At 43.0% G+C, this 15998-nt stretch carries 9 protein-coding genes; 7 read left to right on the forward strand and 2 right to left on the reverse strand.

All coding sequences use genetic code 11. The annotated features are described in order from the left end of the window. The first annotated feature begins 203 nt into the window (after positions 1–203). Positions 204–1733, forward strand: coding sequence for a DEAD/DEAH box helicase (locus tag ACK1I8_RS05085; protein ID WP_412468257.1), 1530 nt, complete (start codon positions 204–206; stop codon positions 1731–1733). A 104-nt stretch (positions 1734–1837) separates the two neighbouring features. Here the strand turns inward: ACK1I8_RS05085 and ACK1I8_RS05090 are convergent, their stop codons facing one another. Together ACK1I8_RS05090 and ACK1I8_RS05095 are read right to left on the reverse strand one after the other, a co-directional pair. Then, entirely contained in the window at positions 1838–3112 is a 1275-nt protein-coding gene (locus ACK1I8_RS05090) for a PepSY-associated TM helix domain-containing protein (RefSeq protein WP_412468258.1), read from the reverse strand. 28 nt (positions 3113–3140) lie between these two features. After that, entirely contained in the window at positions 3141–5630 is a 2490-nt protein-coding gene (locus ACK1I8_RS05095; protein ID WP_412468259.1) for a TonB-dependent siderophore receptor, read from the reverse strand. Between the two features lie 611 nt (positions 5631–6241). Between ACK1I8_RS05095 and ACK1I8_RS05100 the strand changes: the two genes are divergently transcribed. From ACK1I8_RS05100 to ACK1I8_RS05125, 6 genes are all read left to right on the forward strand, one after another. After that, on the forward strand, positions 6242–6910 hold the full coding sequence (locus ACK1I8_RS05100) for a PAS domain S-box protein (protein WP_412468260.1): 669 nt from the start codon (positions 6242–6244) through the stop codon (positions 6908–6910). A 236-nt stretch (positions 6911–7146) separates the two neighbouring features. Further along, complete coding sequence (locus tag ACK1I8_RS05105) at positions 7147–7719, forward strand: RNA polymerase sigma factor (RefSeq protein ID WP_412468261.1); 573 nt, start codon at positions 7147–7149, stop codon at positions 7717–7719. A 123-nt stretch (positions 7720–7842) separates the two neighbouring features. Beyond that, on the forward strand, positions 7843–8841 hold the full coding sequence (locus ACK1I8_RS05110) for a FecR family protein (RefSeq protein WP_412468262.1): 999 nt from the start codon (positions 7843–7845) through the stop codon (positions 8839–8841). Positions 8842–9062: 221 nt separating this feature from the next. After that, a complete protein-coding gene (locus tag ACK1I8_RS05115; protein WP_412468263.1) occupies positions 9063–12299 on the forward strand; it encodes a TonB-dependent receptor in 3237 nt (1078 codons plus the stop codon). Between the two features lie 14 nt (positions 12300–12313). Then, the gene (locus ACK1I8_RS05120; protein WP_412468264.1) at positions 12314–13765 is read left to right on the forward strand and encodes a RagB/SusD family nutrient uptake outer membrane protein; all 1452 of its coding nucleotides are present in this window, start codon (positions 12314–12316) and stop codon (positions 13763–13765) included. 10 nt (positions 13766–13775) lie between these two features. Next, the gene (locus ACK1I8_RS05125; protein WP_412468265.1) at positions 13776–15701 is read left to right on the forward strand and encodes a redoxin family protein; all 1926 of its coding nucleotides are present in this window, start codon (positions 13776–13778) and stop codon (positions 15699–15701) included. Positions 15702–15998: the final 297 nt, after the last annotated feature.

Consider the following 15998-nt stretch of genomic DNA (forward strand, 5'->3'; position numbering starts at 1 on the left):
TAAAAAGGATATTTTATCGGCACTTTAAACTGAATTGTATAAAGTTCTCGGAAATCGGAGTCTCAATTTCATTAAGAATTCCCACTCTGATAAAAGCCTGTGAAAAGTAGGCCTTGTACTATTGCTTACGACCATGAGCATGTGGAGCTGACTTATCCTGCTAAATCTTAAAACTTTCAGCCGGTTTAATTGGTTGTAACACCATGCAGATTTTATCCTCCACGGCTGCGCATGGGTCAGCAAAAAAATTATATCCCTATCAGCAGTATGCGATAGAAACCTTGTTTCAAAAAATGCAGACCGGCACTGATCAGCTGCGTTTGCTTTTCCAGTTGCCTACAGGCGGTGGTAAAACGGTTATCTTTTCTGAAATTGCCGATCGTTTTATCAGGCAATACGGAAAAAAGGTCATTGTGCTTACCCACAGGCAAGAGTTGTGCAAACAGACTTCACTTGTCATGAAAAATGCTGGCGTTTTTAATAAAGTGGTAGACAGTAAAGTTAAACGGATAGCTAAAAAAGACTATTATCAATGTTATGTAGCCATGGTCGAGACCCTTAAACATAGGATAGATGATGGTCTGATTGATACTAAAGGGGTAGGCCTTGTAATTGTAGATGAGGCCCATCACAATTCCTTTCATAAACTGCTTAAAAAATTTCCGTTCGCCAGGATAATCGGCGTTACGGCCACACCTTTTTCGGCAGATGCAGCGCTGCCGATGAAAAGCTTTTACACCGAGCTGGTGCTTGGAGAGCAGATCAATTCACTGATCGAAAAGGGCTTTTTGGCAAAGCCAAAGAGTTTTGCCTATGAGGTAGAACTCAACACGCTGAATAGGGGCATACATGGTGATTTCACGGTGAGCAGTTCCGATGAGCTGTATTCATCAAAAGTAATGCTCGATCTTTTGGTCCACGCCTACAGGGAACACGCTCTTGGGAAAAAAACCTTGATTTTCAATAACGGCATATTTACCTCCCGAAAGGTATTGGAAGTTTTTCAGCAGGCTGGTTACCCCATCCGCCATTTAGATAACCAGACAGAAAATGCGGAACGGATTGAAATATTAAAATGGTTTAAAAAAACAAAGGGAGCAATATTAACCTCAGTATCTATTTTAACTACAGGTTTTGATGAACCGTCTGTGCAGTCGGTTATGCTCAACCGTGCTACTACCTCACTTACGCTTTATCACCAGATGATCGGGAGGGGAGCGAGGCGTTTGCCCGGTAAAAAGACTTTTACTATTATAGACCTCGGCAATAATGCAGAAAGGTTTGGAGAATGGGATGAGCCGGTAGACTGGCAGCATGTATTCGAAAACCCTGAAATCTATCACCAGATACTGGCAAAGGCCAGCGATGATATTCACCAGATGCCTGCGGAAATGAGAAACAGTTTTCCAAACAGCACGGAAATCGCATTTGATGTACTGGCCGCCTATCAAACAGCAATGGATAAAGGGGAAAAAGCAAAAACTGTGCTCCGCAATTCCATCAGGCAACATGCCACGATGTGCATTGACAATGCTGACACGGTGAGCAACGCCTTGGCATTGGCAACTGAACTTGATAAAGAAATCGATTGGAGGATAAAACAATACAGTAAATGCCTGGGTTCGGTAACCAAAAACTATATCAAATGGTTGGGCAGCGACTACCGGAGCCGTTTACACGGCCTGATCGAGAAAATAATGTCGAGGCGGGCGGCAATGCGTACTGCAGTTTAAGTTTAAATGATAAGATTTATTAGATGGGTTCCTTTTAAAGTTAACTTTTTTGAGTTCAGATTTTAAAAAACGAAGCCCCGGCTTTTCAAATCCGGGGCTTGTTTTTATATTTTCACCAGTAGCTGTTCCGCAGGTTCCGGAGAAATATGGGTAGGCTGCTTCGTCAAAATTTTTCCCGGTTTCTTTTTCTTAAACTTTCGGCCATACCATACCAAAAATCCGGTAATCGGTAAACTGGCGCCGATGAGTGAGGCGAGGAAGGCCAATACCTTTCCCGGAAATCCTAAAATACTGCCTACATGGATATCGTAATTCATCTTTCGCAATTTCTGCCCGAAAGAAGCTTGCGCATAGGCCACCGAATAGGCATCGTCCCGCTTTAGTTCTTTCAGGTTGTGCTGGTCAAACGTGTAACCCTGGCTATTGTAAAACTGCCCTTTATTTGGGTATACGGTGATGTTAATGGCGGCCTTGGCATCAGCCGTATCGGCAAAGTTATAATAAAAGCCCATTGATTTAGGGTGTCGGGCAATGACCTTGTTCCAGGCGATGTCCATCGCTTTTTCCGGCATGTAGCCCGTTCCTTTTCGCGTCGAGTCTGAATCCAGGCGTTTGTATTCTGCCAGCTTTTCGCCGCCTGATGTAACCCAGTACATACCCTCACTATACCATTTAATACCATATACCATCCCCGTAAGGGCGATGGCCAGTAAAAATAATAAAGCGTAAAAGCCGAGTACGTTGTGCAGATCGAGATTTACCCGTTTAAAAGATGCACCCCATTTGATTTTAAAACTTTTATCACGCGTGGATTGATTCCATTTTTTGGGGTACCACCAGATCAGCCCGGTAATCAGCAAAACAACAAAAATCAGGGTGCCATAGTTAACAATTGGCCGACCGATTTGAGGCGACATCCAGAGAAAACGGTGTCCGTTTAAAATAAACCTGAAGAAATCTGATTCGCCCGGTTTATGCACCTCAGTACTGATCACTTCGCCCGTGTAAGGGTTCACTTTCAGGATGGTATTGCCCGTACGGCGATCCTTTGGACCAGCATGAGCAGCCCGTAAGTTTAAATTAATGGCCCGGCCTTGCTGGTAGTTGGCATACGAGGGTACTTTCTCCGGGTAAAGCTTCGCTGCAATCTGCATCAGTTCAGAAGGTTTAACCACAGGCTTATTCTGCCAGGCGACTTTTGTGTCTGGCTCCAGTATTCCGGTGATTTCCTCATTAAATACCCAAATGCAACCCGTGAGGCACACGATGAGTACAATGACGCCAGATATCAATCCTAACCACAAGTGTAGCCAATTGTTGATGCGCTTTAAAAGCGTGTCTTTTTGCTTCTTTTTTCCTTGATTTCGGGTCTTGGTCATGGTGCCTGTTTTATTGATCGGATATTGATTATTTAAACCGGTAGGTAATGCTCAGTCGTGCATTGCGCGGAACCTCATAGATATAGGTATAATACGAAACGGATGTTGCTGTTTCAGTAGCCAGCTTCGTATATGATCCCTGTGTCAGCAGTCTGCGGTCTAACAGGTTATTCACTAACGCGGCAATGGTAATTTTACCTTTTTCGTACGAAACGCCTGCATCAAAACGATAATAAGCCGGTAACATCAACGGAACTGTAGTAGACCCGGCATAACGATCCAATTGGATCTGATATCCTGCACTTAATCCAAAACCGTTTAACAAGGCCCCTTGCTTCTGGTAGCGGTAAGACAACCAGCCATTGGTAATGTGTTTTGCCGAGTTAGGGGTATGTCTGCCTACCAGTTCTGGTTTAGCATCTTCACTTACTGTGGCATCCGTTAACGCATAATTTAATACCACATTTAATCCGGGAGTAATTTCGCCGTTAACGTCCAGTTCAATACCTTTTGAGATGATACCCCCTAATTGGATCTGTGCGTTAGGATTCATGGCCAGGTGTGCTGGATCGAGGTCGGCAGTTAACACATTTTTCTTTTTGATACGGAAGGCGGCAGCGGTGACGTTCCATTTACCGTCAAAGAAATCTTTTTTAAGGCCCAGTTCGATATTATTGCCTCGGATTGGTTTAAACGGATTCCCGGCATAATCCTGACCGGCAACAGGCAGGAAGCTTTGGTCATAGAGGGTATAGGCACTAAAATCTTTTGCCAGGGTTACGCTCAAACCGGCCCTTGGGCTAAAAACATTATCAGAGATCTGTGTGAGGTTAGTTTTGCCCACAGTTACAGCATGTGTAAAACGGCCGGCTAATGTTAAACGAACCCTGCCATCCAGCATGCGGAGCTCGTCTTGTAAATAAGCGCCGGTATAGGTGAGGTTAGTGGCATATACATTAGATCCTGAACGGTTCTGAATGCTTCGCGAACGATCAAAGAAAGGAATATTGTTAAAGGGAATGCCATAAACCGGGTTATAAATATTAAAGGTAGCATCGTTTGCCAATTGCAGATCTGATTTCGTTACGCTGGAAAAATCGCCCCAGGTTTTCAAATTGCCCATATCAAGTCCGCCAAGTATACGGTGCATGATCGGCCCGGTAGTCAGGTCGCCCATTAGGCTTACCTGGATGTTTTTATTAATGGCCAGTTCTTCGCTGATGTTCAGATAACGGCGCATATCACCATTTGCTGCAATTTTCGATGGCCATGGAGTTCCGCCATCTAAACCATAACGGAGATAAGCCGCCTGGGCATTGATTTTCCAGTCATTATTTAAACGGTGGCTCACATAAACGGTGGCATTATGGTCATAAAGCTTTGCGGGGTCAAGTGCCGGATCGCCAAGAAAGAAACTGGGATCGGTATCTCCAAATCCTTTTGGCGAGAATCCGTATGAACCTAACGCCTGTGCTTCTACATGCTGGGTAGTATATTCAGCGGTAATTACGGTATTGCTATCTATCTGGTAGCTGATTACGGGAGCAATAATGTATTTATCGGTGTAGTTGTATTTGTTGTAACTGTCTTTGGTTTGTGCAGCTACGTTGAGGCGGAACAGTAACCGGCCATCGCGACTTAATTTACCATCCAGATCAGCAGCTATGCGGCCCAGGTTGTAACCTCCGCCAGCTACACTTACCGAACTGCGGTTTTGACCGGTAGGCTTTTTGGTTACCACATTATAAATACCGCCGGGTTCACCGTTGGCCATCATAAAGCCGGATGGGCCTTTTACAAATTCAATGCGATCGATAGTTGCGGCATCATCAGCCAATGGCCCCCAGGGCATTTTTTGGTTCATGCCGTTCCGGAAGGCCGGAATGCTGGTGCCACGCATAAAAATATTGGCATATTGGGCATCCCAATGGCCTACGCGTATGGTACCACTCACATTTCTGGTTACACCATCAACAATATCAAATACCTGTTGGTCTGCCAGTATCTTGCCGGTTACCACCTGGATATTCTGCGGTACCTCAATCAGGGGAGATTGCAACCGTAATGAAGGAGACACTTTATCTACCTTATATCTTTTTTTATTCGTGCTGATCTGTACCTCATCTAATTCAGAACGGTTTTCTTTCAAAGAAAAATCAGCAATCACGGTACCACGTGCTGACACCTGTATCTGCTTTTCTTTTGGATAAAGGCCAACCGCCGAAACCACCAATGTATAATCGCCAACCGGCACACGCCTGATCTGGTAAAATCCGTCTTCGTCAGTTACCGAGCCATAACGAGTGCCTTTCAGCACAACACTTACACCAGCAGCTACACTACCATCGGCAGTGGTGATTCTTCCTCTCACTACACCCGTTTGTTCGTCATTGCGGTGTTGAACAAGGCTATCTGAAGGATTTGTATAATTTCCTTTTAGTGAAGTAACAGAACTGGCGTGAGCTGCAAATATTCCGGTGCAGCACACACCTAAGAATAAAATTTTCTTAAATTGCATTTACTTTTAATTAGACGTTAAAGGTATCCGGATTAAATCCGGTAATGCCACACGGAGTTCAGGTCCCGCTGTGGCATTTTTTTTGCAAAGGTATATTTATTTAGAATAAATCCAAATAGATTTAATCATTTGATGTTTTATCATGAACGAAAGGTATACCTGCCTTAGGATTTCATGATTACCGTTCTGCAAAACGGGCGCAGGTTCTGCAACTAAACGCTTATCAGTGGAAGCATTCCTGGCGCGGTCACTCAGGTTTGATAATGAAATAATTGTTGCCACAAGAATTAAGCATTTTTACCGTTATGCCTATTTACTGATGTACGTTTAATTTTTTCAGCATAATCAAATGGACGCAATTTAGTATTGGCCAAGCATTTTCCCGTATTTTTATGAAAACCCCGGCTCTGGCAAGGAATGCTTCAATTGTACCAGCAGGTTTCTTTAGGTTAAATCCGTATCGGACTTTTTCGCTTCGAGCGATGATTTGATGGTAAAAGTTGTATTACATTATCAAACAGATTGCAGATTGAAAGTTCGATCCCTAAATTTATTCCCGCAAAAAGATAATCGAATATCAAGATCTGAAATTATCGGAATTTAGAAAATCTATGTCAAATGCAGTTTTATTTGGCCTTCGCCAAATCCTATCTGAAATACTTCACCTTTCTGGATTTAATCAATCAAGTCCTGATATCTGTTTTGCACTTTCAGTTTTATTACAAAAAAAGACAGGTAGAAAAATCAGCGAAACCACGCTCAAACGGCTTTTTGGGTTTGCAAAATATAATTTTCGGACATCACGATACACTTTGGATACCTTAGCCTCGTATTGTGGTTTCGAAAACTGGAGTTTATGGCAGGAACATGTTCGCCAGGAACAGCAAGGCCATCATTTAAGTTTGGGGGAGCAGTCCTCTCCATTCAGCAAGCTTTTTTATTATAGCTTTGATCCCATGTGGGTGTTTCAAATATCAACTTTGAGTTTTCTCGAAGTGAATGATGCTGCATGTAAGATTTATGGATATTCAAGGTCTGAATTTTTAAACATGACTATTGTTGATATCCGGCCGGAAGAGGATTATGCTTTGCTCGTGCAGACCCTTAATAGTGCAGGTGAATTTTGTATCCATAGTCCTTTCCGTCACATCTTATCGAATGGAGAGGTGATTATGGTAGATCTCCGTAGTTACGAGATCAGGTGGAACGGTGTTTCGGCCCGGTTGGTAACCGCATTTCCACTAAATGGAACAGGCTATAGTGCTAAAATATTGAAGTAAGTATTTTTTAAACGAAATTTACTTCATTTTTCAGGTTTAGTCGGGGCCAATATGTTCCCATTTGATGATTCGTGCAGTTCGCTGTTAAGAAAGCAGCTATGGCAACGGCTATATCCTGATAATCGGATCTGATTATCTTAATTAAAACTTCCGGTATTTACCCTGTAATTTCTAAATTTGGAACACGGCTTTCAAATGATTAATGTTTATTAATAAAATCTACTAATTTGTAGACTATGCGTGTTGTCAAAGATTCAGAAGCTGAACTGGTGCTTAAGTTGAAAAACGGCAGCGAGACTGCTTTTTCTCTTCTTTATGAAAGACATGTAAAAAGGACTTACGCATTTGCACTCAAGATTTTAAAATCTCCTGTACTTGCAGAAGATGTTGTTCAGGAAGTATTTGTAAAATTATGGGAAACCGCTGCTAAGTTGGAACCTAATTTACCCCTCCAGTCTTATTTGTTTACCATCGCCAGGAACTTATCATTGAATGTGATCCGTAAAGCAGCGAAGGAAACCATGATTACGGAAGAGATAGCCAGATATGCGCTGGACCGGGATGATAATGGACTTGCTTTTGCGCAGTATAAGCAAACGAAGGAATTTGTTTCCCGTGCTGTAGAGTTGTTACCCCCACAACGTAAAAAAATCTATGAGCTTTGCCATGGATCGGGCTATAGTTACAAACAGGCAGCTGAAGAACTTGGCTTAAAAGATGCAACCATCAACAGTCAAATGGTTAAAGCCATCCGCTCGATTAAAAAATACCTGCTCAGGAATGGAGCGCTTCTGTCCTGGTTTTTCTAGCCCGGTCTAAATTTCAATCGATATTTTCCTTTTTTGCGGGATATCAGAAAAAATAAAAAATATTTTCTTTTCGGGTAAATGTACCATGGGCTTTAAGTGTTATGATATAAACAGCAAGCTATTTTGGAACAATCGATCAAGCAACTTTTTTTAAAGTACATCCGAAATCTGACATCACCTCAGGAAAATGAGCAGGTGCTTTCGATGATGCAGGACGGTAGCCATCAGGAAGAGTGGAGACAGGCTTTAACGGAATTTCAGTCTGAATTTGAAATGGCTATTGAAGAAGCTGAACTGGCTGATCAGCAGGCAGTTTTTCACCAAATAAAAAATCGCACAACGTTAAAGCAGGCAAAAAAGCCTTTATACTGGATTGGGTATGCGGCATCGGTGCTATTAATTTCTACAATTGCATTTCTTGTGTTTAAACCGGTAACCAGGCCTGTTATCGCGGCAAAAAATAAAACAGCTAAACCAGCCAAAAATGCTGAAGGGCATCAATGGATCAAGTTGCCAGACGGAACTTCTGTGCAGTTGAACAACAATAGCCGTTTGGTATATGATCAGAATTTTAAAGGAAAGAAAAAAAGAGAGGTAACCTTATTTGGTGAGGCCTTTTTTGATGTGGCACATGATGCAGCACATCCCTTTGTTATCCATGCCGGCAAAATCACGACAACGGTACTGGGTACCGCCTTTAATATTTCTGCTTACGATGATCAGAAAGCGGTAACCGTAACGGTTGCCAGGGGCCGGGTTATGGTACAACGGGCCGATGAAACCCTGGCCATATTAACACCAAACCAGCAGCTGAGCTGGAAGCTGGGCCAGGTTGATCAGGGCAAGCAGACGGTAAATGCCGAAAAGGTAACCGCCTGGAAAGAACAGGATCTGATTATGGACGATATTACCCTGTTGCAGGCTTCGGAGCTGATTGCAAAGCGTTACGGCATAGAAGTTTCGTTCAAAAGTGATCAGGTAAAAACATGCCGTTTTACCGCTGCTTTCTTAAGGCGCAATAACCTGAGCGAGGTTACAGAAGTGCTTAGCGCGATTACCGGAGCTTCTTTTGAACGCAAAGGCAACCTTTTGCTGATTGACGGTGCAGGATGTGAAAATTAATAAACCAACCAAAAAATAAAAATCTGATGAAGAAAAAAGTATCACCAACATGATATAGGAACGAAATTAAGTAAACCCCGGCCGCCACCGGGGCTTACAACAGTTTTAAATTATATATCGAACAACCTAAAACTATTGCAATGTATTATAAAAATACACCTTTTGCAAGTCAATTCCTATTGACTTATCACTACACTATTATCCAAAAATTAAGATTTTTCATGAAGGTAAACGCGATCTTATTGGTTATTTCATTATTTGCGATCAGTAGCCTATATGCCGTTAATAGCTCAGCCCAGAGCCTGCAGGATGTCAATGTTTCTTTAGGCTTTTCTAAAGAGAACTTACAGGCGGCTTTTGCAAAAATAGAGAAACAGACCGATTTTCGTTTTGCTTACAAAAAAGAGGTTATCTCGGGGATAAAAGCACCTCGGCTTGAAATTAAAAACAGGAGCGTAAAACAGACCCTTGATGAGCTTTTGCAGGGCAGTGGGTTAAAATACAAACTGCTCAATAACAGCATTATCATTTTTAAGGAAAAAAGTGCTCTTACACCAGGCATTAGCTTAAGAGAAGAAATTAATGGTGTGGTAAAGGATGAAAAGGGCAAGGAAATGCCCGGCGTTTCTGTTAAGGTAAAAGGCAAAACCATTGCTGCCATAACCGATAACAATGGTGCATTCAAGATCCAATGCTCAACAGATGATATCCTGATCTTTAGTTATATCGGTTATGCTACTATAGAGCAACCTGTGCAAAGTGCTAAACCGATGGAGGTATTCCTGGAGCTGCAAAGCGGAACATTGGATGCTGTTGTGGTTATCGGGTATGGAACTACGACCAAAAGAACCAATACGGGTTCGGTAACCACGGTCGGTGCTAAACAGATTGCCAATCAGCCTGTAGGAGATCCGGTTGCTGCCTTGCAGGGCAGAGTGGCTGGTCTGGATATTTCGTCGGTAACCGGTTATCCAGGGTCAGCTTACAATGTGCGTTTGAGAGGCCAAAATTCGATTTCGGCAGGTACCTCGCCCTTATATATTGTTGATGGTGTTCCCTTTATTTCAGAAAGCCTGAGCCAGTTTTCGGGTGCAAACGGGAGCCAAAGTCCGCTGGCCAGTATCAATCCTGCCGACATTGAGCAGATTGATATCTTAAAAGATGCAGATGCAACGGCAATATATGGTTCGAGGGGAGCAAACGGAGTGATTTTAATTACTACTAAAAAAGGAAAATCGGGCAAGCCGGAATTTACAGCGAATGTATATTCCGGAATTTCTACAGTTGGTAAGCGTGTGAAGATGCTAAATGGTGCAGCATATCTGGCCATGAGACGTGAGGCTTACGCCAAGGACGCGGTTACGCCCACAGAAGCGCAGGCACCTGACCTTTTATTATGGGACCAGAATCTTGAACAGAACTGGCAGGACCTGTTGATTGGAAATTCAGCCAGTCTTTCTGAACTTCAGTTGGGGTTAAGCGGCGGTACCGAGCAAACCAAATACCTGATCAGCGGAACTTACCGGGACGAGAAAATAGTTTTGCCCGGTAATTTAGGGTTTAAAAGAGGGGCATTGAACATGTCGCTCAATCATAACTCGGTTGATCAAAAATTTCAGTTCACCAGCTCTTTTAAATATACGCTCGATGAAAACAACACCTTACAGAGTGATGTAACCGGCTTTTTCAACCTGGCGCCAAATTTTCCGATTTATGATGCACAAGGCAATTATTACTGGATAGGAAACGAGCAGAACCCCATGGCTTATTTTGAACGTACAAATGTGAGCAATACCAACAACATTTTTGCCAATACCACTTTGAGCTATCAGTTTTTGAAAGGTCTTACCGCTAAAGTAAGTGCAGGTTTTAACAGGATGGATATGAAACAAACTCAAACCCTTCCGAAATTAGGTTTCAACCCGGTCAATTATACCGGGAGCAGCGCGAACTACGGAAACGGAAATTTAAGTTCATACATTGTGGAACCTCAGTTAACCTATAATGTAAAACTGGGAAAAGGTAGTTTGTCTGCATTGTTGGGCGGAACCTGGCAACATAGCCTGAGAGAAGGACAAGGTGTAACCGGAAGCGGTTATATCAGCGATCTGCAACTGGATAACATTAAGGCAGCTACATTGATCACGCCAAGAAGTTATAGTTATACCAAATACCGTTATACATCAGTTTTTGGAAGACTTACCTATAACTGGGACGAGAAATATATCGTAAACGGTACTTTCAGGAGGGATGGCTCTTCGAAATTTGGTCCGAATAACCGTTTTGGTAATTTCGGTGCCATGGGGGCAGCCTGGCTGTTCAGCAATGAGACTTTTATCAAAGACAATCTTCCTTTTCTGAGTTTTGGTAAACTAAGAGGAAGTTTTGGTACGGTAGGGAATGACCAGATTGGTGACTACCAGTTCCTGGACAGCTGGACGCCCACCACTTATCCATATGGTGGCATAGGAGGAATATCGCCTAGCCGTTTTCCAAACCCCAATTACAGTTGGGAAGTGAACAGGAAGCTGGAAGCTGGTTTAGATCTTGGTTTTTTTAATGAAAGGCTATTACTCACTACAAATTTCTACCGCAACCGATCTGATAACCAGTTGATCGGAAGCACACTTTCCTCGCAATCTGGATTTACCAGCTACCAGGCCAATTTACCAGCCTTGGTAGAAAATAAAGGCTGGGAGTTTGAGCTGAATTCGATCAACCTCAGAAAAAAGGATTTTTCATGGAATACTTCCTTTAATCTTACCGTGGCCAGAACCAAACTGCTGGAATATCCAGACCTGAAAAATTCGGCAAATGCGACCAGGTATGTCATCGGCCAGCCTTTATCGATCGTGATGGGTTTTGATTTTCTTGGGATAAATCCACAATCAGGTGTGCCTGAATTCAGGGATCTCAACGGAGATAAGGCCATTACCGATCCAGCGGATCTGATCGTGATTGGAAATACGATGCCTAAATTTTATGGAGGCATTCAGAACAGTTTAACTTACAAAAACTTTAGTCTTGATTTTTTCTTCCAGTTTGTAAAACAGGAAGGACCCTTATTAAACTATGGGTATTTAAGTTATGCCAATGGTTATGCGCTCAGAAACAAGGATCTTAGTGCGCTGGAAAGATGGACGACACCAGGTGTTCCGGCAACGATACCGGGAGCAAGTGCCACTGCAGGTAAACCCATCTATACCGCATACCAGAACAATTACAGGCTTTCTAATGCGGTTTGGGGCGACGCTTCATTTATCAGGATGAAGAATGTTTCGTTGAGATACAACTTCAAAGACCTGCTCAAAAGCTGGAAATTTAACAATATCACCATGTATGTTCAGGGGCAGAATCTCTTTACTATAACGTCGTACGATGGCTTTGATCCCGAAACAAAAGGGTATTCAATGCCTCCTGTAAGTGTTTATACCGCAGGTTTACAGCTTTCATTTTAAATAAATTAATTCCGATGAAAATTATCTATTATATATTATCACTTGCCTTGATGAGTACAGGTCTGTCCTGCAAAAAATATGTAGAAATCGAAGATCCCAAAGATCAGCTGGCTACGGGAACGGTTTTTACCACCGATGCTACCGCAACTGCCGCAATGGTGGGTATTTACAGTGATATGAATGCATCTAATTACCAGTTTGCTAATGTGCTTACCAGCTTTACCTGTGCCATGGCGGCTGATGAGTTTGTGTATGCTTCTGTATTGGCCAACTTTGATGAATTTAAGAACAATGCCCTGACATCTGGAAATACCTATGTAGGGATCATGTGGGCTTCGCCATATAATTTTATTTACCGGTCTAATGCTGTTATAGAAGGTGTTACGGCTTCCACAACGCTTACACCGTCGGTTAAAAACCAGCTATTGGGCGAGGCCAAGTTTATGCGTGCCTTCTGCCATTTCTATCTGGTCAATTTATTTGGCGATGTACCGCTTATCCTCAATACCGACGTGTTGAACAACAGCAGCAAGGCCAGAAGCCCCAAGAGTGAGGTTTATGCTGCAATTATACAGGATTTAAAAGATGCAAAAAGCTTATTGGTAGCCGCTTACCCCGGAGCGGGTGAGCGCACACGGCCTAATAAAACAGCAGCTACATTGCTACTGTCTAGAGTCTATTTATATACTGGAAACAATGCTTTGGCAGAGGCAGAAGCCAGTGAAGTAATTGCGAACTCCACGCAGTATTCCATTTTAAAAAATGCCGACCCAAATGACGCCGGACACATGAACAAGGTGTTTCTGAAAAATTCAAACGAAGCCGTTTGGCAGCTTCAGGTAGTGAATACGCTTGGCGGTAGAAATACATGGGAAGGTAATACCCTGGTGCCAACAGCATCTCCACTTTACAGGCTTACAAAGGGAACATATGGTCTGGAAACTGGTTTCGAAGCAGGAGATAAACGTTTTAGCAATTGGGTAGGCAGTTACAGTACCGCTACGGCACCTGTTGTAACGCATTATTATCCTTTTAAATATAAAGTTAGGGTTGGAGCGGCCGGTGCTGCAGTAACCGAATATTCCATGATATTACGATTTGCCGAAGCCTACCTGATCCGTGCAGAAGCAAGGGTAGGACTAAATAGGCTGGCTGAGGCTAAAGATGATCTTAATGTACTTCGTGCCCGGGCCGGATTGACACCGCTGGCGGTTGCAGCAAGCCCGGCACTTGCCATGGCACAGGTTGAACAGGAAAGAAGGGTGGAACTGTTTTCGGAATGGGGACACCGTTGGTTCGATCTTAAACGTTGGAAAAGCCTTTCAGGAGATCCGTTAAAATCCCGTGCAGATGATATTCTTCCATTAACCAAGCCGGCCTGGAAATCCACCGCAGTGCTTTTTCCTATTCCTGTTGAGGCCATGCGCACCAACCCGAACATGGTGCAGAACCCAGGTTATAATTAATCGACTCCCGATGAAAAAAATAATATTCAGCTATATACTCCTCGTATTTGCCGTTATGCAGGTACGGGGACAAAGTGTAACCATTAAGCCAGAAAAAATAAAGAGAGGGGATACCGTTACCATCAGTTACGACCCTGCAGCTACCTATGCTAAAATAACACCAGACGCCCCTTCTCTTACTATCGTTTTTAGTTATTCTACTTTTTACGACCTGCCCTGGAAAATGCCCATGGTAAAAAAGGGAAAAATATGGACAGCTTCTTTTGTGGCCGGTAGGTTTGCAACATTTGCAGCCTTTTATATTCAAAGCGGAGAACAGATTGATCAACCTGCTGTCGATCAGCATTATGCTTTACGTGTATTTGATGATGAAAAAAGAGTAAAAAGTAGTTTTTTGCATGAATCGTATAGCCTGTCTGCCCAGATGCCTAAGTCTGCAGATCTTCAGGCCAAAAAACTGGCGCTTATTGGTGAAGAGCTCAGAAACAACCCGGATAATTATGAGGCCAAGATAGCACAGCTTAATACGAGGATGACCATGGCTAAAAGCCCTGAAGAAAAATTGAAGTTAAGGGAGCAAGCCAGGAAAATCATTGCTGCGAAATTTGAAGAAAACCCTACCATACCGGGCAATGTGAACCAGGTTACAATGGGTTATCTGATGATTGGCGAAAAGAGCAGGCTCGATTCTTTGCGGAGGGTAATTATGCAGCGTTTCCCCGATGCAGATATTTCCCGAGACCTTCGCGCGACAATGATCGCTAAAGAGCAGGATACTGCAGTCAAAATTGCAAAACTGGAAGCGATGTTAAAAAAAAGTGATCACACTGGCGAAGAAGGATCTGAAAGTATTCATAAAATGCTCTTTGATCATTATGCTTCGGTAAGAGATTCTGTAAAAGCATTGTTTCATGCCTCAAAACTGAATGTAAAAGTTAATCCTTACACAGCACAGGCATTTAAGGAAATTGCAGCAACGCTGACCAAAAATAAAATTGCTCCGGCTGCGGCTATTAAGTATGCAGACCGATCGTTAAAAATATCGGGTACCTGGCCGGTAGGGATTATCCGATATTTTCCTGAATTCGGTTACATTCCATCTTATGTTCCGGATAGTACCAGAAAACAGGCTATAGCAGAAGCCAGGTCTGCGCTGCTTTCTATCAAAGCACTTAATTATTTCGACTTACACCAAACCGATTCGGCAAGACTACTGGCGAACCGGGCGGTAAAACAATCAGCGGGAAGGGAAGGTTTGATCAACAGTGCCGAAGTTTTTGCCAGGCTTAATGAAAATCAGCAGGCTTTTGATATCCTCTGGAAGCTGCTGATCAAAAATCCAACAGATTCAACTGTAATCAAAAGCGCAAAAATCAATTTTTTAAAATATAATCCTTCAGAAGCCGCTTTTAGCGCAAAACTGGCAGCGCTGGAAGCGTTGGAAATCGCCCGGCTAAGGGCTGAAACTAAATTGTTGATGATGGATAAACCCGGTCCGGAATTATCGGGACTGGTTGACCTGGAAGGCCGGCCGGTTACCGCAGAAATGATGAAAGGAAAAATTGTGATCCTTGATTTTTGGGCAACCTGGTGTGTACCCTGCATGCAGGAAATGCCTTATTTCCATCGAGTTTTCGAGAAATACCGTCATAATAAGGACGTGATGTTCATGGTGGTAAACAGCGGTGCCAATAACACCATTGAAGACGCAAAAAAATGGGCAAAACAGAATCCACAGTATCAGTTTCCTGTTTATTTCAACAACGACAAAAATATAGGCGAAAAAGTAGGCTTCACGGTAATTCCTACCATTGCCGTTCTCGATCAGCAGGGAAAAATGCAATTCAGGACCATTGGATTTGAGGGAGAAGTTCTTCAGAAAAAACTTGACGTAGAAATCGCCATTTTACTTGAGCGAAAGCAGAATGGCAAATAGTTTGCCAGTTAGAATTTTTTGTCGCCGCTAAATTAAATCCCTGTCGCTAACCTTGCCTTACCTAAAATGAGGCTGTTTTCTTTCTTTGGGCGATAACGGCAAAACATCAGAAATACCATATCACATCAGCTACCTGGTCTGGGTTAAAACCGGACCAGGTGTGTTGATGAATTTAAGGGTTCATCAATAATTGCTCAGGGCAGTAACTGCGGATAATGCGACACCCGCCAGGTAGCTTACATCTGGCGTCTGGCTAGGTCAACCACTTTTTGTTTATTTAAGCCTGTGGCTACGGTT

The organism is Pedobacter sp. KLB.chiD (assembly GCF_047040275.1).
Lineage (GTDB): Bacteria > Bacteroidota > Bacteroidia > Sphingobacteriales > Sphingobacteriaceae > Pedobacter.

What these genes read in the sequence shown, in the direction of transcription:
- ACK1I8_RS05085 (WP_412468257.1), top strand. Translation starts at nt 204, where the DNA reads ATGCAGATTTTATCCTCCACGGCTGCGCATGGGTCAGCAAAAAAATTA.
- ACK1I8_RS05090 (WP_412468258.1), bottom strand. Translation starts at nt 3,112, where the DNA reads ATGACCAAGACCCGAAATCAAGGAAAAAAGAAGCAAAAAGACACGCTT.
- ACK1I8_RS05095 (WP_412468259.1), bottom strand. Translation starts at nt 5,630, where the DNA reads ATGCAATTTAAGAAAATTTTATTCTTAGGTGTGTGCTGCACCGGAATA.
- ACK1I8_RS05100 (WP_412468260.1), top strand. Translation starts at nt 6,242, where the DNA reads ATGTCAAATGCAGTTTTATTTGGCCTTCGCCAAATCCTATCTGAAATA.
- ACK1I8_RS05105 (WP_412468261.1), top strand. Translation starts at nt 7,147, where the DNA reads ATGCGTGTTGTCAAAGATTCAGAAGCTGAACTGGTGCTTAAGTTGAAA.
- ACK1I8_RS05115 (WP_412468263.1), top strand. Translation starts at nt 9,063, where the DNA reads ATGAAGGTAAACGCGATCTTATTGGTTATTTCATTATTTGCGATCAGT.
- ACK1I8_RS05120 (WP_412468264.1), top strand. Translation starts at nt 12,314, where the DNA reads ATGAAAATTATCTATTATATATTATCACTTGCCTTGATGAGTACAGGT.
- ACK1I8_RS05125 (WP_412468265.1), top strand. Translation starts at nt 13,776, where the DNA reads ATGAAAAAAATAATATTCAGCTATATACTCCTCGTATTTGCCGTTATG.